This is a genomic window from Bradyrhizobium sp. USDA 4502 (genome assembly GCF_054063355.1).
This window is the reverse complement of the sequence record NZ_JBSSGF010000001.1, coordinates 8,858,922-8,876,784: the sequence shown is the minus strand read 5'-3', so window position 1 is coordinate 8,876,784 and position 17,863 is coordinate 8,858,922. Positions and strand designations below refer to the sequence as shown.

20 protein-coding genes are annotated in these 17,863 nt (G+C 64.2%); 12 read left to right on the top strand and 8 right to left on the bottom strand.

Annotated features, from left to right (window positions below; translation table 11 throughout):
* Window positions 1-166 precede the first annotated feature (166 nt).
* Window positions 167-943, top strand: coding sequence for a protein phosphatase CheZ (locus ACVW1B_RS41430; RefSeq protein ID WP_456777641.1), 777 nt, complete (start codon window positions 167-169; stop codon window positions 941-943).
* Window positions 944-1,309: 366 nt separating this feature from the next.
* Window positions 1,310-1,516 (top strand): potassium channel family protein, encoded by a 207-nt coding sequence (locus ACVW1B_RS41425; RefSeq protein ID WP_375167012.1) that lies wholly within the window; start codon window positions 1,310-1,312, stop codon window positions 1,514-1,516.
* Between the two features lie 901 nt (window positions 1,517-2,417).
* Here ACVW1B_RS41425 and ACVW1B_RS41420 read toward each other — a convergent pair.
* Window positions 2,418-2,861 (bottom strand): hypothetical protein, encoded by a 444-nt coding sequence (locus ACVW1B_RS41420; protein ID WP_083715002.1) that lies wholly within the window; start codon window positions 2,859-2,861, stop codon window positions 2,418-2,420.
* A 644-nt stretch (window positions 2,862-3,505) separates the two neighbouring features.
* Here ACVW1B_RS41420 and ACVW1B_RS41415 point away from each other — a divergent pair.
* Both ACVW1B_RS41415 and ACVW1B_RS41410 read left to right on the top strand, forming a co-directional pair.
* Window positions 3,506-3,985, top strand: coding sequence for a hypothetical protein (locus tag ACVW1B_RS41415; RefSeq protein ID WP_244558799.1), 480 nt, complete (start codon window positions 3,506-3,508; stop codon window positions 3,983-3,985).
* A 189-nt stretch (window positions 3,986-4,174) separates the two neighbouring features.
* Window positions 4,175-4,453, top strand: a complete 279-nt coding sequence (locus ACVW1B_RS41410) for a hypothetical protein (protein WP_141339615.1) — start codon at window positions 4,175-4,177, stop codon at window positions 4,451-4,453.
* A 231-nt stretch (window positions 4,454-4,684) separates the two neighbouring features.
* Here the strand turns inward: ACVW1B_RS41410 and ACVW1B_RS41405 are convergent, their stop codons facing one another.
* Complete coding sequence (locus tag ACVW1B_RS41405) at window positions 4,685-5,203, bottom strand: hypothetical protein (protein ID WP_456777642.1); 519 nt, start codon at window positions 5,201-5,203, stop codon at window positions 4,685-4,687.
* A gap of 318 nt (window positions 5,204-5,521) precedes the next feature.
* Between ACVW1B_RS41405 and ACVW1B_RS41400 the strand changes: the two genes are divergently transcribed.
* The 3 genes from ACVW1B_RS41400 to ACVW1B_RS41390 all read left to right on the top strand — a co-directional run bounded on the left by ACVW1B_RS41400 (window position 5,522) and on the right by ACVW1B_RS41390 (window position 8,022).
* Complete coding sequence (locus tag ACVW1B_RS41400) at window positions 5,522-5,818, top strand: co-chaperone GroES (protein WP_018269780.1); 297 nt, start codon at window positions 5,522-5,524, stop codon at window positions 5,816-5,818.
* 175 nt (window positions 5,819-5,993) lie between these two features.
* Window positions 5,994-7,640: a chaperonin GroEL gene (gene groL, locus ACVW1B_RS41395; protein ID WP_157344563.1), complete on the top strand. Its 1,647-nt coding sequence runs from the start codon at window positions 5,994-5,996 to the stop codon at window positions 7,638-7,640.
* A 91-nt stretch (window positions 7,641-7,731) separates the two neighbouring features.
* Window positions 7,732-8,022, top strand: coding sequence for a hypothetical protein (locus tag ACVW1B_RS41390; RefSeq protein WP_253604287.1), 291 nt, complete (start codon window positions 7,732-7,734; stop codon window positions 8,020-8,022).
* A gap of 31 nt (window positions 8,023-8,053) precedes the next feature.
* Here ACVW1B_RS41390 and ACVW1B_RS41385 read toward each other — a convergent pair whose 3' ends face one another.
* The gene (locus ACVW1B_RS41385; protein WP_253604289.1) at window positions 8,054-8,422 is read right to left on the bottom strand and encodes an antibiotic biosynthesis monooxygenase family protein; all 369 of its coding nucleotides are present in this window, start codon (window positions 8,420-8,422) and stop codon (window positions 8,054-8,056) included.
* A gap of 98 nt (window positions 8,423-8,520) precedes the next feature.
* On the opposite strand from ACVW1B_RS41385, the gene ACVW1B_RS41380 reads away from it, so the two are divergent.
* A complete protein-coding gene (locus ACVW1B_RS41380; RefSeq protein WP_057018090.1) occupies window positions 8,521-8,997 on the top strand; it encodes a MarR family winged helix-turn-helix transcriptional regulator in 477 nt (158 codons plus the stop codon).
* Window positions 8,998-9,105: 108 nt separating this feature from the next.
* Window positions 9,106-10,305: a hypothetical protein gene (locus ACVW1B_RS41375; RefSeq protein ID WP_456777643.1), complete on the top strand. Its 1,200-nt coding sequence runs from the start codon at window positions 9,106-9,108 to the stop codon at window positions 10,303-10,305.
* Window positions 10,306-10,323: 18 nt separating this feature from the next.
* On the opposite strand, the gene ACVW1B_RS41370 is transcribed toward ACVW1B_RS41375, so the two are convergent.
* On the bottom strand, window positions 10,324-10,521 hold the full coding sequence (locus ACVW1B_RS41370) for a hypothetical protein (RefSeq protein ID WP_304498743.1): 198 nt from the start codon (window positions 10,519-10,521) through the stop codon (window positions 10,324-10,326).
* 248 nt (window positions 10,522-10,769) lie between these two features.
* Here ACVW1B_RS41370 and ACVW1B_RS41365 point away from each other — a divergent pair, with 248 nt between their 5' ends.
* On the top strand, window positions 10,770-11,297 hold the full coding sequence (locus ACVW1B_RS41365; RefSeq protein WP_456777644.1) for an ester cyclase: 528 nt from the start codon (window positions 10,770-10,772) through the stop codon (window positions 11,295-11,297).
* A 212-nt stretch (window positions 11,298-11,509) separates the two neighbouring features.
* Here the strand turns inward: ACVW1B_RS41365 and ACVW1B_RS41360 are convergent, their stop codons facing one another.
* A complete protein-coding gene (locus ACVW1B_RS41360) occupies window positions 11,510-11,977 on the bottom strand; it encodes a PaaI family thioesterase (RefSeq protein ID WP_057018094.1) in 468 nt (155 codons plus the stop codon).
* A 19-nt stretch (window positions 11,978-11,996) separates the two neighbouring features.
* Window positions 11,997-12,572, bottom strand: a complete 576-nt coding sequence (locus ACVW1B_RS41355) for a bifunctional transcriptional activator/DNA repair enzyme AdaA (RefSeq protein ID WP_456781770.1) — start codon at window positions 12,570-12,572, stop codon at window positions 11,997-11,999.
* A 207-nt stretch (window positions 12,573-12,779) separates the two neighbouring features.
* Between ACVW1B_RS41355 and ACVW1B_RS41350 the strand changes: the two genes are divergently transcribed.
* Complete coding sequence (locus ACVW1B_RS41350) at window positions 12,780-13,457, top strand: hypothetical protein (protein ID WP_456777645.1); 678 nt, start codon at window positions 12,780-12,782, stop codon at window positions 13,455-13,457.
* A 60-nt stretch (window positions 13,458-13,517) separates the two neighbouring features.
* Here the strand turns inward: ACVW1B_RS41350 and ACVW1B_RS41345 are convergent, their stop codons facing one another.
* Together ACVW1B_RS41345 and ACVW1B_RS41340 are read right to left on the bottom strand one after the other, a co-directional pair.
* Window positions 13,518-13,934 (bottom strand): META domain-containing protein, encoded by a 417-nt coding sequence (locus tag ACVW1B_RS41345; RefSeq protein WP_456822948.1) that lies wholly within the window; start codon window positions 13,932-13,934, stop codon window positions 13,518-13,520.
* A gap of 155 nt (window positions 13,935-14,089) precedes the next feature.
* Window positions 14,090-15,760, bottom strand: coding sequence for an L-lactate permease (locus tag ACVW1B_RS41340; protein WP_038380167.1), 1,671 nt, complete (start codon window positions 15,758-15,760; stop codon window positions 14,090-14,092).
* A 310-nt stretch (window positions 15,761-16,070) separates the two neighbouring features.
* On the opposite strand from ACVW1B_RS41340, the gene ACVW1B_RS41335 reads away from it, so the two are divergent.
* Window positions 16,071-17,816 carry an ABC transporter ATP-binding protein/permease gene (locus tag ACVW1B_RS41335; protein WP_456822947.1) on the top strand — a complete coding sequence of 582 codons (1,746 nt, stop codon included), beginning with the start codon at window positions 16,071-16,073 and terminating at the stop codon, window positions 17,814-17,816.
* The last annotated feature ends 47 nt before the right edge of the window (window positions 17,817-17,863 follow it).

The following is a 17,863-nucleotide window of genomic DNA, read 5'->3' as shown; positions in this document are numbered from 1 at the left end:
GCGGTTTTCCCTGACAGCGTTTATTTTGCGTGAACGGCGTGGCGACATGGTTAATCGCCGGTATCGCCGCGCTTGCGCGCTATCCGCGCAAACGGTTCCGGCGTGAACCTGACGTTAAATCCGCTCTGTCTAGAACGGACTTCAGTGAAGGGGCGGGAATGAAATCATGTCAGTGAAGCGCAAGCGTTTTCGTGTCGAGCAGGCGATGGGCGAGGTTGTGATGCCGGAGCCGGATGTTTCGGGCGGCGCCGATCTCGGTCCGATGCATCGCGAGATCATGGCCGAGCTTCGCTCGATCCGCGCCCAGATGGCCGCAGCCCCGGCACAGCGCACCGGCGACAGCGTCGATGCCGCGGTCGCCCGCGAAGTCGCCGAGACCCACGCGCTGCTCGAGACCTACCGCGCGCAGGTCGAACAGTGCGAGAAGCTCAAGGTCGAGCTCGACCTGATCCACGACGCGATCAGCCGCACCAAGCGCGAGATCGCCGTGCTGCACGGCAAGAGCTTCAACGGCGAGGAGATGGCCAAGGTCAATGGCGAGCTTGGCGCCGTGGTCGGCGGCACCGAACAGGCCACCCAGCAGATCCTCGAGGCGGTGGAGGCGATCGACCAGGCCGCGACCGCGCTCGCCAACAACGTCACGCCCGACCAGCAGAAGCGGCTCAGCGAAGATATTCAGGAGCGCGTGGTCTCGATCTTCGAGGCCTGCAACTTCCAGGACCTCACCGGCCAGCGCATCAGCAAGGTGATGCAGACGATGAAGTTCATCGAACAGCACATCAACGAGATGATGAACATCTGGGGCGGCGTCGACGCCATCAAGTCGCACGTCCCGGCGATCGTCGACACCCGCGAGGGCGATGCCCGCCTGCTCAACGGTCCGAAGCTCGACGGCGACGCCGGCCACGCCTCGCAGGACGACATCGACGCGATGTTCAACTGAGGTTCGTCAGATCAACACGAAAAACGCCGGCCCTCGGGCCGGCGTTTTTGTTTGAGCGATGGTGCACTCCCGCGAGGATCGCCGCCTCGCCCTCCGCGCAAGCCGATCGTCGCAACGCGTCGGATCGGTCAAGGCGACTTACCAATCGCGGCATCCTTTATCCTCCGTCGCCATACAACATCGCCTACTGGCTGCCGGCTGGCTCGCCATCTCGCTCACGCTCGGAGTTGCGCACGCCGTATTCCGGCGCGGTCGCGTCACCTATCATCGGATCATCGGCGCGGGCTGCCGTATCTGCTGATCGGGCTCGGCTTCGGGACGCTATTCGTCTTCCTCGGGTTGTGGTTTCCGGATGCATTCAAGGGAATGAATCTCGAGGATGACTCAGCCCCTGCGAGCTCGGTCTATTATCTCAGCTTCGTCACGCTCACTTCTACCGGCTACGGGGACATCATCCCTGTGCACCCGCTAGCGCGCAGCCTGTGCAATGTCGAGAGCGTGATCGGCCAGCTTTACCCGGCCACGCTGCTGGCGAGGCTCGTTACGCTCGAACTGAGAGACCAGGGCTCATAAGGCTTGTATTTCACGCTGCGAACCCGGCTCGCGCTACTTCGGGCTTCGGGCGACCGAGCCTCGCTCCCTTGGCACAAACCGCCCTATCGCCTTCAAGTTTTCCGACGTAGATTAGGTGCCCGATGGAAGGGATCGTTCATGGCACCCGGGTGCTTAAAACCGAACCCGTCAAATCACGTCCTCTATGACGAGAAGAGCTTGCTGCGACATCGAGCCGCGGCACCTCCCATCGGCGCTGCAAAAGTCGGATCGGCTCGCCAACCACAACGCGCATTTCAATCGAGCAAATTGCCTCGTCAGCTCAGGCGTCGATGGGTCGAACCGTCGAGCGGTGACGTGGTGCTCCGCATCACTCTGGCCGCGAGCGCGCTCTGGCCGATCCTGCTGTTGACCGTCCTGTTGCTCGAAGCTCAGTAAGGCACGGCAGGCCCGACGGATTGTCGCCGCTGATTGTCATGGATGATTTAGAAGCGGCATTCGACCGGATGCACTACAGTACTGGCGCCCAGTCGCGACCTGAACGCCAGTAGAGTCGTTCATTCATACAAGGCGCAGACCCCTCCCTGCCAGCGCACGCATCTGCGAACGGCTCGGCGAGTTTGACGGACGGTCGTCCTTGCTACGCATACACCATTGATACGCGTCCGGCCCGGACCGCAGCCGACGGCCACCGGTATTGCCATTGTTTCCGTCTGGGGGAGCGGCGCGGGTGTCATGGCTTGCGCAGGTGCTCCAACACACAAAGCGAAGATAAAGACAGCAAACAAGCGGATCATTGTGTTCCTCCATTTAATCCTTTGAGGCACCACAGCTCCACTCCATAGCGATGGAAAGGCCCGGCCTTGACTTGCGTCAAGGCTCGCAGGCATGCGTCCCCTCACCGCAGGCATATGCTACTTGATCACCAGATGAAGTTGCCGAACCACCCATATCGCGGACGTCGCTCCGCAAAATGCGCATAAGGTGACGGCGCGTATCTCCTGGCATGGGCATACTTCCGAGGCGGCTTGGCTTCCCTCGCCTTGCGGCCCGACGATTTTGGCCGCTCGATTTCGGATTTCTGCATCTGGGCAAACGCTTCCCGCTCGCGAACGATCGGGGAAGGCCCGACAGTTTCGGCCGCGGCTGGAGCAGGAATTTCCGCGACCTGTTCAGGAACGATAGTCGGGAGACTGGTGTCGTAAACGACAAGGTCGGGCAGCTTTTCCATCGAACGGATGCGAATGGTCGGACGACTCGAGTCGGGCTGCTTTGCCAGTGGAGAATTGGGGATGGTGGCATCCAGAAGGAATAGCAGCGCGAGCAGCACTCCGCCGATATACAGGAAATACCGCGCCACTGGCATGGATCGCTCCATCCGCCATTGTGCACATCGCCAGGCTTCTTTGCCCAAGGGCACGCATCTGCGCTGAAGCATGGCTCAGCACCGCGTCAGGCGGCTACCGGCCGACGAGACCGCATTGACGTGCGCGTGGTCGACACCAGCGTCCCATTCAAGAACTTCAGGACCTTTGACATAGATCAACAGTATCGCGACAAGGATGAATCAGTCCGATCCTCCGTCTCGACAACATGCATCTTGTGCCAGCGTCGACGGTTGCAAATCCGCTGGCAGGTTTGTTGTCGCGGGTGCATATTACTGCGTGAGGGAAATTGTCATGCGTATGCCGGGAGCCAACATTGGGTGCCGGTTGCATGGGACTTCCGGAATCTGCGTGTGACCAACGTGCAGAGCCTCCTATTAAAAATTGGCAAGCAGTTCGTATCGCAATAGCAATCGCCGCAAGTGCAACAAGCGGCGCGTGGTGGAAGCGAGCGTTTGAGCTTGTGGTGAGGACAGCCAACCGCCGGTAAGCACAGCGCGAGGTCGTCTTTGAAGGTGCGACGATGAGCGCCGGGCTTCTTTCAATCGCGCTGATGGCGTGCGCCTTGCTACCGGATCACTGATTGGGGCGGAGCCACTGGAGTACTCAACACTGGAGATTGAACATGACGCAAAGAATTGTCCGAAATACTGCAATTGCGCTTTCGACTATCGCTTGTGCGACACTGTTCTCCATCACCTGGTCCGAGCGGGGCGGTCTTTCGGCGTCGGTCGAAAGTGCCCAGGCGCGTGTGGGCCGGCCGCTGACGCCCGTGAGCGTCGCCGGCGTCGCGCGTCGTCAGACCCGGCGCGCCGCGTACGGGTACGGGGTGGGCGCGGGTGTCGCCGCTACGGCAGCGGTCGCTGCGGCCGCCGCTACCGCGCCGGCCTATTCCGGCTGGGGCACAAACGATTGGACCAATTCGTATGCCGCCCAGACGGATCCCTACTTCGGCCAGCCCTACTATCCGGCACGAGCCTACCAGAGGATCAGTCCGTATTACGGATATGCCGGATGGACGGAGTACAAGGCAGCCAATGGTATCGGCTGCGAGCCCGGCACGATGACCAAGATGGCTGACGGCCGCATGTACGTCTGTCAGTGAAGCCGGCGCAACGGCAGCGCAAGAGGGCGGCTCCCTGAGCCGCCCTCTTTCACGATGAAGCAGATCAATCCCACGCGGCGACGGGTCGCGCGCGGCGTTGATCTACGTCAACATCGCCTCCCCCTTTTGCCACTGACGATACCTTGGGCCGCATCTGAAGCGGGCTCCATCACCTTCAGTTCACGTGCGATGAGGAGGATCACCATGCGTCGGACGAACATTTTTCCAACCAAGTCAGTGACGGTTGCGGGAATAGCGGCGAGCCTGATGTTGGGGTTTGCAGGCGCCGCTCTCAGTCCAGCACCGGCCAACGCCGTGATTTACTGCACGTATGTCGGTTATCCGGCAGGCTGCGTGGCGCGGGCAGGCGTTGTGCTCAGGCCTCGTCCGGTGGCGCGCGCTGCGGTCCGCCACAATGCGGGCGGCAATTTGAATGGCGGCGTCAATCGGGTTGGCGTGCGGCGATAAGGCCGTGTTTGCGGGTCTCCTTCCCTTCTCCCCTTGTGGGAGAAGGTGGCGCGGATGCAATCCGCGCCGGATATGGGGTTGTCGCCGCCTACTCAAATCTCGAAAGGGTCACTCGCGGAGGGAGACCCCTCACCCGGATTGCATCTGACGATGCAATCCGACCTCTCCCACAGGGGGAGAGGTGCGCCGACTATGCGGCGCTATGTCGGCAGATCGCTCGAAGTCCCGCCGTTACGCCCTTGGCGCGCAGCGGACATAGACCATGTTGCCGTAGCGGACCCCGGCGTCCTTGTCGACGAAGCGGGTGATCATGACGCGGCCGTCGAACGAGACGATCTCGCGGTCCTGCTCGCCGGGCACAGGTCCAGGCGGGCCGATATAGTTCTTGCCACTCGGGGAACCCTTCAGCCGCAGTTCCTGCGGGGTGGCCTGGTCGGCCAGATGCATGATGACGCCGCCGTTCTGGCCGGCGCCGATCACGTAAGGCTGCTTGCACTGGCCGCGCGCGGCGGCCTCGGTGCGGGCGCGATCGGCGGGATTCTGGAACGAGGCGAGACCCCAGCGGCCGACGATCTCATCGGCGCGGATGCTCGCGGGCATTTCGGGGGCGGCCCCCGGCTCGGCTGGCGCCGGCTCAGGGTTCGACGACAACGACGGCAGGCTCATGCTGCCGCACGCCCCCAAGAGTGTCGTCAGCGCCGAAACAGCCGCGAACCGTGCGACCAATCGCGCGTTGAATGACCTGATCATATGCATCCCCCGACTATGTCCCGGCCGCACCCGTCCTGCAGCCAAGCGTAAAACTTAAGACGGAGCAATGACGTCTGACAAAATTACGTCATCGCTACGATTTGGTTTCTGGTCCACCATCCTATATTGGCCTCACCAAGGCCTTAACCCGTTTGCTTGACAGAAACTGCGCCAAGCCATATTTCCCGGCCCACAATTAGCACTCTCGCACCACGATTGCTAAGAGCGTCGGGCGTCCTGCCCAGCGCCGACCGGGTCGGCATCCAACGCCGGTCCCGATGAACCGGACCTGAAACCGAGCCTCCAAGAGGGAACGTCATGGCTAAATCCACCTTCCGCCCCCTGCACGACCGCGTCGTGGTCAAGCGTATCGATGCCGAGGAGAAATCCAAGGGCGGCATCATCATTCCGGACTCGGCCAAGGAGAAGCCGTCCCAGGGCGAGATCGTCGCCGTCGGCCCGGGTGGCCGCGACGAGGCCGGCAAGCTGATCCCGATCGACCTCAAGGTCGGCGACCGCGTGCTGTTCGGCAAATGGTCGGGCACCGAGGTCAAGCTCGACAACCAGGAGCTCCTGATCATGAAGGAGTCCGACATCATGGGCGTGCTGGCGTAAGCGCCATTCAACTGCGCGGCCGCACCACTCGCATCGTCATACCCGGACTTGATCCGGGCATCCATCACACTTCCGAAGAGTTCTTACCAAGGCGATGGATCGCCGGGTCAAGCCCGGCGATGACGAGCGCGGAAACGGCAAGCGCGTCTCTCAAAACTGACAGGAGTTCAAATCAATGGCTGCCAAGGACGTAAAATTCGCCGGAGATGCCCGCGACCGCATGCTGCGCGGTGTCGACGTGCTCGCCAACGCCGTGAAGGTGACGCTCGGCCCCAAGGGCCGCAACGTCGTCATCGAGAAGAGCTTCGGCGCTCCCCGCATCACCAAGGACGGCGTCACCGTCGCCAAGGAGATCGAGCTCGACGACAAGTTCGAGAACATGGGCGCGCAGATGCTGCGCGAGGTCGCTTCCAAGACCAACGACACCGCCGGTGACGGCACCACCACCGCGACCGTGCTGGCGCAGGCCATCGTCCGCGAGGGCGCCAAGTCGGTCGCCGCCGGCATGAACCCGATGGACCTCAAGCGCGGCATCGACACGGCAGTATCGGCCGTGATCAAGGACATCGAGAAGCGCGCCAAGCCGGTCGCCTCCTCGTCCGAAGTCGCCCAGGTCGGCACCATCTCGGCCAATGGCGATGCCGCGATCGGCAAGATGATCGCGCAGGCAATGCAGAAGGTCGGCAACGAGGGCGTGATCACCGTCGAGGAGAACAAGTCGCTCGAGACCGAGGTCGACATCGTCGAGGGCATGAAGTTCGACCGCGGCTACCTCAGCCCCTACTTCATCACCAACGCCGAGAAGATGACCGCCGAGCTCGAGGATGCCTACATCCTGCTGCACGAGAAGAAGCTGTCCGGTCTGCAGTCCATGCTGCCGGTGCTGGAAGCCGTGGTGCAGTCGGGCCGTCCGCTCTTGATCCTCGCCGAGGACGTCGAGGGTGAGGCGCTGGCGACCCTGGTCGTCAACCGCCTGCGCGGCGGGCTCAAGGTCGCCGCCGTCAAGGCGCCGGGCTTCGGCGATCGCCGCAAGGCGATGCTGGAGGACATCGCGATCCTGACCGGCGGTCAGCTGATCTCCGACGACCTCGGCATGAAGCTCGAGAACGTCACGGTGAACATGCTCGGCCGCGCCGGCAAGATCGTGATCGACAAGGAGAACACCACGATCGTCAAGGGCGCCGGCAAGAAGAAGGACATCGACGCCCGCGTTGGCCAGATCAAGGCGCAGATCGAGGAGACCACCTCGGACTACGACCGCGAGAAGCTGCAGGAGCGCCTCGCCAAGCTCGCCGGCGGCGTTGCGGTGATCAAGGTCGGCGGCGCGACCGAGGTCGAGGTCAAGGAGAAGAAGGACCGTGTCGAGGACGCGCTGAACGCGACCCGCGCCGCGGTGCAGGAAGGCATCGTGCCGGGCGGCGGCGTGGCGCTGCTGCGCGCCAAGAAGGCGGTCGGCCGGCTCACCAACCCGAATGCCGACGTCCAGGCCGGCATCAACATCGTGCTCAAGGCGCTCGAAGCTCCGGTCCGCCAGATCTCGGAGAACGCCGGTGTCGAGGGCTCGATCGTGGTCGGCAAGATCCTCGAGAACAAGTCGGAGACCTTCGGCTTCGACGCGCAGACCGAGGACTATGTCGACATGGTCGACAAGGGCATCATCGACCCCGCCAAGGTGGTGCGCACCGCCTTGCAGGACGCCTCCTCGGTGGCCGGTCTGCTCGTGACCACCGAGGCCATGGTCGCCGAACTGCCGAAGGATGCAGCGCCGGCAATGCCGGGCGGCGGCGGCATGGGTGGAATGGGCGGCATGGGCGGCTTCTAAGCCTCCCACATCCCCATCGAGATCGAAGGCCGCCTCCGGGCGGCCTTCTTTTTTTGCAGTTTGATTACGATCGGGATGCAAGGATCATCGCATGTCCCGCGACGCCAAATCACTGACGTTGACGCTCGTGCTGTTCTACGCGATCGGCGCCGTGCTCGCGGTCGGCGCCTATGCCCTGGACAGCATCGATGATCTTGCGGTCGTCTTGATGTTCTGGCTCAGGCAAACGCTGACGTTCGTCGTCCTCGGCGCGGGTTATGGCGTCTATTACGTCATTTCCGGTTCTGCCGGTCATCGTCCGAAAGCGCCGCTGCGGTTTCTGGACATATCGTTTCTGGCCGCTGCCGCCACGCTCGGTGTTGGCATGCTCGTGCACAGTTGAGCGATCCTTGACGCGACGGCCTGACAGTCCGTTACGCGACGCAGATGTCGGACACCGCCACCTTCTGGAACAGGTGCGGCGAGGCTACCGCCGAGGCCGGATAGGCCGAGAGCTTGGCCCTGAACTCGGGGTTCATGAAGGCGGCGCGGAAGGCGGCGGTCGATTCCCAGACCGCGTAGTTCAGATAGGCCGGGCTCTCGCCGAGCGCGCGGTGCAGCTGGGTGGAGATGAAGCCCGGCTGCCGCTTCATGATGGCGGCGTCGTCCTGCCAGGCCTTGAGAAACGTGTCCTCGTCGGCCGCATCGAGCGTGAAGAGGTTGACGAGCACGACGTTGCTGGCATCGACCGCGAGCTGGCGGTCGATCGGGAAAGCGGGGTCCAGGGGGCGCATCTGCGGCATGGTTGGCTCCGTTCGATATGGTGTTACGATGTCATTCCGTACTGATGGATACATACAAAAATTGACATTATGATGTCAATACGTTTATATGGTGACAAATGCCGAATGCAAAACGAACGCCGGCGGGCGAAGCCCTGAGCACCCTGATTCCCGACCTGTTCAGGCTCAACAGCCTGCTGTTCACATCAGGCGACCGGCTGGTGGCCGGGCTCGGGCTGACCAGCGCGCGCTGGCAGATCCTCGGCGCCATCGTCGCCACAGAGCGCCCGCAACCGGTCGCATGGCTGGCGCGCGACCTCGGCGCTGCCCGACAGAACGTGCAGCGGATCGTCAACGACCTCGAACGGGACGGGCTCGTCGCCTTCGAAACCAACCCGCATCACCGCCGCGCCCAGCTCGTCGTGCTGACCGCCAAGGGGCGGCAAAGCTTCGACGCGGCCATGCGCCTGCAGCTGCCTTGGGTGAACGGCCTCGCCGACGGGCTGTCGATGAAGGACCTCGAAACCGTGAGCCGGGTCGTGACGGTGCTGCGCGGCCGACTGGAGGGCGGCGAGGAACCTGACGAACGCACATGACCGCGATCGCGGCGCGCGGCCGCCGTTAGGCGGCCTTCTTTTTTGGCCAATGACATGGAGGTTTGCTAGTTACGACGGAACCGATTCTGCCCTTCGAGGACTTATCGTATGCGCGCGCTCCCGCTCCTGCTGCTCGGTCTTGCCGTCACCTCGGCGCCTGCCCTCGCCCAGATGAAGCTGCAATCGAAGGCGGCTCCCGCCAATGGCCCCGAGACGCGCTATTTCACCTCGATCGACGGCCTGATGGACGGCAATGCCGACGTCGTGCTGAAAGAAACCCGCCAGGGCAAGACCGTGACCGCGGCCGTGCTCGACGTCTGCTATCCCGCCGACAAGAGCTCCGACCGCAAGGACCGCTTCGTCGCCAACCTGACCGTCAGCGGCCAGACGCTTTCCGGCACCGCCCAGAGCGTCGCCGACAAGCAGCCGGTCACCGTCAAACTGAACCGCAAGCAAACCGGCGACGGTTTTGAGTTCCGCGGCCAGATCACGATCGGCCAGACCGTGACCGAGGTCGCCTCGACGGACAATTCCGATCTCAGCGAGAAGGAATTCCAGGACAACCAGGCCACCGAGGACGGCATCACGCCGCAGCCGAAGGATTTCACTGACGTTTCGCCGGAATCGATCGGTGTGCGGGTGAAGCTCGATGCGGCGGCGGATTTCCTCAAGAGCCTAAAAGGCGAGGCCGTCGAGATCGGCACCTCCAGCCTTGCGGTGACCTGCGATGCGATGCGCTCCGGCGAGCAGACCATCAACCTCACCGTCGATCCCGAGCACGCCGGCGCGCTGCTCGCCAAGGCGAAATCCGCGCCCGGCGTGACCGCGGCCGGCTGGACCAGCGGGGTGGTCGAAATGGACCGCACCATCCGCTTTGCTGCCGCCGATTGGCGCGAGGGCGACAAGGTCAACAAGGACAAGCTGGCATCGGCGATCGCGGGCGTGCTGGCGAAGACGCTTGCCGCAAAGCCCGCCTCGGCGACGTGGAACGCGAACACCGGCAAGCTCAAGCTGGTGCTGAAGCGGCCCAGCACGATTTACCCGGCGCTCGGCCTCACCCAGAATTACGAGGTCACTGCCCTGGTCTCGCCCGACAAGCCCGGAAGCTCTGACCGGCTGATGCTGTGGGTCTCGAGCCCCACGGTCTCGACATCGGACGACAGCGCCGGCGCCAAGCTCAATCTGTCCGACGATTCCAGCAGCGACGAGGAAGGCAGCGAGACCAGGGACGACAACGGCGCGATCGACGCGCTGCTCAAGGAGTTCAAGGGCCAGCGCTGGGACGCCGACAAGTCGGTGTGGCGGTAAGGCCGCCGCTGTCGTGAGTTAAGCCGCCCTCGTCTTCAGCGGCACGACGTTGTCGCGCACCGCCTTCGGGGTGGCGTCCGGACCGGACTGAAGCATCCCGTCGCTTCTGACGAACAATTCAGAACGAGGCTCGATCGCAGCGCGATCGAGCAGCGCCCGCAGCTCGGGACGAAGTCCGTCGCCACGCAGCGCGGCGATCGCATCGAAGTTGCGCATGATGTTCTCCTGAGTGATCGCGAACAGGTTTTCGCGCGTGTGTTGCGCGGGCCACCCGCTTCCCGATAGCGCGACGACGTTTGAGAAGCGGCGCTAAGCGCCATATCGACAAAGCGGAATCTCGCCCGAAAGCCGGCTGCACGCCCGATCTGGAATCGGGTGGTGCGAGACACGCCTCCAAATGTTCACTGCGCGCATCGAGAGAACGCCGGTCGCGATACCGGCAACGCGCAAATGGAGACGAAGAGATGTCAGAGGAAAACAAGAACGTCGTAGGCCGGTGGTTCAAGGAGTTCTGGGGCACCCCCTGGAATCCGCGCATCATCAACGAGCTCGCCACAGCAGACATTGTCGTGCATTACCCGATGCACGAACCGAAGAAGGGCCGCGCCGCGGTCACGCAATTCATGACCGAATTTCGCGAAGCCTTTCCGGATCTCAATTTTTGGGGCGTCGGCGATCTCGTCGCGGAAGGCGATCTCGTCGTCGGCCGCTGGGAAGGCGGCGGCACGCACACAGGACCTGCGTTCAGCGACTTCCGCCTCGGCTCACTTCCCGCGGCCTCCGGCCGCAAGATGACGTTCGCCGGCACCACCGTGCTGCGCGTGCAGGACGGACGGATCGCCGAGGAGCTCGGGCAGGAAGATGCGATCACAGCCATGCTGCAGCTCGGCCTCATTCGTTTGCCCGAAAACGACGGAGCCGCGTCGCGGCCGGGCGGCGAGCTGCCCGCCGGCTGGAACAACATGGCGGGATATCCGGAGGGGCCGCGCTGAGCACGGCCGGAGTGCATGGCTCCATCGACAATCGCATGCATTATGTATGATGACCCGAACGCGTTTGCTGCGCGTTCGGGTAACGCAATCGATCGGCGCGGTGAACTTGAAGGTCTCTAAGCCGCAGGCTTGCTGGAGGCATTCCAATATTGCTGCGCCGGCATCGTATCTCCCGATGCAGTGCCGGCGCGGTCTCGCCGCCGCAATTTGCGTCAAGACGGGAAGATCAGGCACGTCGTCGTGCCGTGGGCGAGCAGCCGGCCCTGCTCGTCGGTGACCCTGCCTTCGGCGGTGCCGATGCGGCGGCCGCAATTGAGCACATTGCCTTCCGCTCTGATCGGACCGGTGTCGGGCGTGATCGGACGCACCAGCGAGATCTTGAACTCGAGCGTGGTCTGGCTGGTGCCGGCATCGAGCGTCGACTGCACGGCAAGCCCCATGCAGCTGTCGAGCAGCGTCGCGGTGAGGCCGCCATGCACGGTGCCCGCCGGATTGAGATGCGCATCGGTCGGCACCAGCGTGACGACAACGCGGCCGCGCTCGGCTTCGGCGACGTCATAACCGAGTGTCCGCGCGATGGTGTTGAGCGGCAATGCGCCGCTGGCGAGGCCCTGCACGAATGCGAGGCCGCTCATCTTAAGCTTCTGTTCCGCACTGACGGTGCCGTAGCTCTTGGCCATTGCCGATCTCCATCGGGGTTTATTGGATCGCGACGGTTGGCCGCTTGCACCGCAGCGACGCGGCGGAGCGGCCGTAGAGTTTAGCGAATGCGGCATTCATGCGCCGCGCGCTGGAGAAGCCGGCGTGCTGCGCCACCAACGCAAGCGGCAGCTCGCTGCCGTCGATCAAGCGCTTGGCGCGCTGCACGCGCAGCGACAGCGCGACCTGGAGCGGCGAGGCATCGAGATGCTCGGCGAACAGACGCGACAGATGCCGCGCGCCGACGCCGAGCCGCCCCGCCAACGCCTCGACATTGCCGCGGTCGAGCGCGCCCTCCTCGATCAGCGCCAGGGCACGCTCGACGGTGGTCCTGGTGCCCTTCCAGGCCGGGCAGAACGGCGCCGCCTCGGGACGGCAGCGCAGGCAGGGCCGGAAGCCAGCACGCTCGGCCGACGCCGCGCTGCCATAGAACCGCACATTGCGCGCGAGCGGCGTGCGCGCCCGGCAGACCGGGCGGCAATACACACCGGTGGTCTTGACCGCGACGAACACGACGCCGTCCCAGGCCGGGTCGCGGCGCTGAAAGGCTGCATATTGTGCGGCGAAATCGAGCATGCGACCGCTATAGCCCCGCCCGCGCGCCGCGACGACCCGCTTTGCGGAGACGACGTCCGGAAACGACCGCTGCATGCGGAAAATACCCGGGCATCTACGGGGGCCTGCGACCAAAAGACTTCGTGCCGCCGCAGTTCGGTCACCGAAAATTAAGGCTCGATTTAGTTTCGAGGATCATGCTTCGCGCCATCGAACACAGGTCACGCCATGCAAGACCGCGAGCCGATCAACGCTGCGAGCATCTGGCCGACGGATGTGACGGAGGGTCATTCGCCGGCACCGACGGCGGACCTCTGGGATGTCACCGGCGAGAACCACGACGCCGCCCTGCTGCTGCGGGAGCCGTTTGCCGACCGCATCGGCACCGCGCTCTTGGCAGCGACCGCACTCGCCGCAAGCTTCGTGCTGGGATGGACCGGCGGAGCCAACTGGCACGACCTTGCAGCTCCCGCCCCGGTGCCGGTAGCCCAGAAGGAAGCGCCGGTCCCGCACATTGCGGAGGTGGCGCCGAGCCGAAAGAACGAGGGCCCGCGCCGGGCCGCGTCCAACGCCGACCCCGTCGTCACCGGCAGCATTCCGAGGACCGCGCCGGCCAGCCCGCGTCCGCTCGCCTTGGGCGCCGCGCCGACGACCTTGAATGCACAGGCCGCCGCATTGGGGCCGAAGCAGGCGCCGGCGGCGGCGCCGGAGACGCGGCCGAGCACCATCCCGGGATGGTCGGTGGTCGAAGTCCGCGACGGCACCGCCGTGCTCGAGGGCCCCGAAGGCGTCAAGATGGCCGCGCGCGGCGACGTCGTGCCCGGCCTCGGACGGGTCGATTCGATCGTGCGCTGGGGCAACCGCTGGATCGTCGCCACCGCAAGCGGACTGATCGCAACGCCCTGAGCGTTTTGTCTTGACGCGTTTGCTTGACGCGAACCGCCGTCCGCTTCGCTCGATGACGCTTTAGTTGCTGTTGATCACGAAACGCAGCGACTTGCTGCCGGTGAAGGTCACCTCGTCACCGTGCCGCCGCCAGCCCGTCATGTCGCCGAGCGCCGCCAGCAGATCCTTGTCCGCCTGCGCCCGCTCCGGCGTGCAGGTGCGGTTCTCCATCGCGCCGGGAACGAAGACGATGGTGTTGCCGGCCACCGAAAACTGGCCCTTGCCGCCGTCGCACCACAGCTCGAGGATCACCTCGCCATTGTCGCCGACCTCGATCGAGGGAATCCGCTTGGAGCCCGGCATGCGCGCGGCGTCGAGCGTCATGACGAAGCCGAACGGGAACTCCTCCTCGGCCCGCGCCGGCCCCGCGCCGAGAGCCGCGGCAATCAGCGCCAACGCGGCGATGCCGCCGTTCAAACCTCGCCTCATCGAAATCATGCCAATCCTCGAAATGCGACGCGCAACTGCGGCCCCTTCTATGGGAGCAGAGCGCGATTGGCCAGATTGGCATTGCCGGAAAATGTGCCTGAAAAGCAAATCCCCGCGAGTCGTTCGCTCGCGGGGATCCGTGGTTCGATGGACGCGTCGTGGCGCTATTTCAGCACCAGCATCGTGAACGGATAGACATAGGCCTGCAGGGTCACGAACAGACCGACCAGACACGCCAGCACGATCGAGTGCAGGAACACGTAGCGCAGGATCGAGCCCTCGTGGCCGTACCAGTTGGTCGCGGTCGAGGCGACCACGATCGATTGCGCGTCGATCATCTTGCCCATCACGCCGCCCGAGGAGTTCGCCGCCGCCATCAGGATCGGCGACAGGCCGAGCTGCTCGGAGGTGATCTTCTGCAGATTGCCGAACAGCACGTTCGACGCGGTATCCGATCCGGTCAGCGCCACGCCCAGCCAGCCGAGCAAGGTGCCGAAGAAGGGATAGAGCACGCCGGTCGCCGCGAAGGCGAGGCCGAGCGTGGCGTCGACGCCGGACAGCCGGGTCAGCGTGCCGATCGCCAGCATCGCCGAGATCGTGATCAGCGAGATCGCGCAGATGCGGATGGTGCGGCCATACTCGGCGATCAGCTTGAGCGGCGAGAAGCCCATCAACAGACCCGAGATAATCGCGGCGATCAGCATGCCGGTGCCGGTGAACGACAGATAGGTGAAGCCGAACACGGCGCCTTCCGGCGTCGGCTTGGCGGCCACCGGCGGCACCTTGAAGATCAGCTTGTCGAGCTCGGGGACCGGATAGTTCCAGACGAAGTTGGCGTTCGCCCAGGCCTTGAAGGCACCGTTGCCCCAGATCAGCATCAGGATGCAGACGATGATCCACGGCAGCAGCGCGCTCCACATTTCGCCCTGGGTCAGCGGCGTCTTGTCGAGCGGAGGTGCGGCGGCCATCGTCGCCGCCGATTCATCGCGGCCGCGCAGCGCCGGCGACAGCCAGAGCTGCCGCGGCTGCCAGACCTTCAGGAACAGGATCAGGGCGCCCATCGAGATCAGCGAGGCGCCGATGTCGACGATCCAGGGATTGATGTAGTTCGAGATCACGAATTGCGGGACCGCAAACGACACGCCGGTGACCAGGATCGCCGGCCACACCTCCTTCATGCCGCGCCAGCCGGCAAACGCCCACACCACCCAGAACGGTACGATCAGCGAGAACAGCGGCAGCTGCCGGCCGACCATCGCGCCGAGGATGTAGGGGTCGAGCCCGGTGACCGAGGCGAGGCCCTGGATCGGCGTGCCGAGCGCACCGTAGGCAACGGGTGCCGTGTTGGCGATCAGCGACAGGCCGGACGCGGCGAGCGGCGAGAAGCCGAGCCCGATCAGCACCGCGCCGGTGATCGCGACCGGCGTGCCGAACCCGGAGGCGCCCTCGAAGAAGGCGCCGAACGAGAACGCGATCAACAGCAGCTGCAACCGCCGGTCCTCGGTGACGCCGCCGACCGCGCGCTTGAGCAGCTCGAACTTCCCGCACCTCACCGTGACCTGGTAGAGGAAGATGACGTTGAGCACGATCCAGCCGATCGGGAAGAACCCGGTGATCACGCCGAGCAGGGTGGCGCGGATCGACATGTTGGCCGGCATGGTGAAGACGAAGATCGTGATCAGGTTGGTCACGATCACGGCGATGATGGCCGCAATGTGCGCCTTCACCTTGCCGCTGGCGATCAGCACCAGCAGCGTGACCACGGGAATGGCGGCCGCGACCGTCGACAGCGCCGCATTGCCCAGCGGGTTGTAGATTTGATTCCAGGTGTTCATCTCGGGATCCTTCCCACATTATTATGCAGCGCGCCGGCCTGCATGCGGGCAGGCGCGACTGGTGCGATTGCGGGAGTCCGTCGGAAAATCTGCAGCCCCGGCTCGCGAATGAACGATCGGTAAGGATCGCTCACATCCTCGCGAAAAATCGAAGGTCCCCCGCCCCTCGCCGTTGTCCTCATGCTAGGATTGACTCGATTGCCGGGACAAGCCAACGCTTGCATGCCAGAACTACGACTTTAGTCGAGGGCTACCCCGATTGTCCCGATTCTTCAGGCCTTTGCGGCCCCTTCCCCGGAGACGATAATCTGTGAACAACATTCGCTCGACGCTCGCGACGGTGTGGCGCATCGCCTCGCCTTATTTCAACTCCGAGGACAAATGGGCCGGCCGGGGGCTGCTTGCGGCGGTCATCGCGATCGAACTGGCGATCGTGGGCATCAACGTTCTGATCACGCAGTGGAACAACCGCTTCTACAACGCGCTGCAGGAACGCAATTGGGATTCCTTCGTCAGCGAGATCATCTATTTCTGCGTCGTCGTCGCGTTCTTCATCCTGCTGGCGGTCTACCAGCTCTACCTCAATCAATGGCTGCAGATCCGCTGGCGGCAATGGATGACCACACACTATCTCGGGGACTGGCTGCATCAGGCCAATCACTACAGGATGCAGCTGCAGGGCGACGCGGCCGACAACCCCGACCAGCGCATGACCGACGACGTCAAGCTGTTCGTCGACCGCACGCTCACGCTCGGCCTCGGCCTGTTGAGCTCGGTCGTCACGCTGGCGTCTTTTCTCACCCTGCTGTGGGGCCTTTCCAATGAGGCACCGCTGCATTTGTTCGGTACGGAATATTCAATTCCCGGCTACCTTGTCTGGTGCGCGCTGATCTACTCGGTGCTCGGCACCGTGCTGACCCATCTGATCGGCTGGCCGCTGGTCGGCATCGATTTCAAGCAGCAGCAATATGAAGCCGATTTCCGCTTCAACCTGGTGCGCGTGCGGGAAAACTCCGAGCAGATCGCGCTGCTGCAGGGCGAACCGGCCGAGCGCGAGCGCCTGCGCGTTCGCTTCGGACGCGTGGTGGAGAACTGGATCGCCCTCATGAACCGGACCAAGAAGATCACCGCGTTCACGGCGAGCTATAATCAGGCCTCGGTGATCTTCCCCTATGTGCTGGTGGCGCCGGCCTACTTTGCGCAAAAGATCCAGCTCGGCGGCATGATGCAGACCGCATCGGCGTTTTCGAACGTCCAGGGCGCGTTCTCGTACTTCGTCAGCATCTATCGTCAACTGGCCGAATGGCAGGCCGTGGTGAACCGGCTCGATGGATTCGAGGCAGGGATCGCGGCGGCATCAAACCTCGCCAAGCGCGACGACCGAATTCATGTCACGGCGACGCCGGGCGACGGCGCCGTCAGCCTGCAGGATCTGGTGCTGCGGCTGCCGGACGGCACGCCGCTGCTGAACGCGGACCGGTTCGGCTTCCGCAAGGGCGAGCGCACGCTGATGACCGGCCCCTCGGGCGCCGGCAAGTCGACACTGTTCCGCGCGATCGCCGGGATCTGGCCGTTCGGCGATGGCGCGGTCGAGATCCCGGCCAATGCCAGCCTGATGATGCTGCCGCAACGTCCCTATCTGCCGATCGGCTCGCTGCATGACGCCGTCGTCTATCCGGGCGAGGCCAGGCAATTCGATGCGGGACAGGTCCGCGAGGTTCTCACCGCCGTCGGACTGCCGCAGCTTGCGTCGCGGCTCGAGGAACAGGCGCACTGGAACCGGATGCTGTCGCTCGGCGAGCAGCAGCGGCTCGGCATCGCGCGGGCGCTGCTGCATGCGCCGCAGTTCCTGTTCCTGGACGAGGCGACGGCCTCGCTCGACGAACCGGCGGAAGCCGCGCTGTACAGGCTGGTTGCCGAGAAGTTGCCCGGCACCACGGTGGTTTCGATCGGCCACCGCTCGACGCTCGACACCTTCCATCAGCGCAATGTCACGCTGGTCCGCGACGGCGACCGCTTCACCCTGCGCGACGCGGTCAAGGTCGCCGCGTCGTAAGCGGCATTAGGGGGCAGCGGCGGCCACGGCTTGCGGCTAACCCCGGC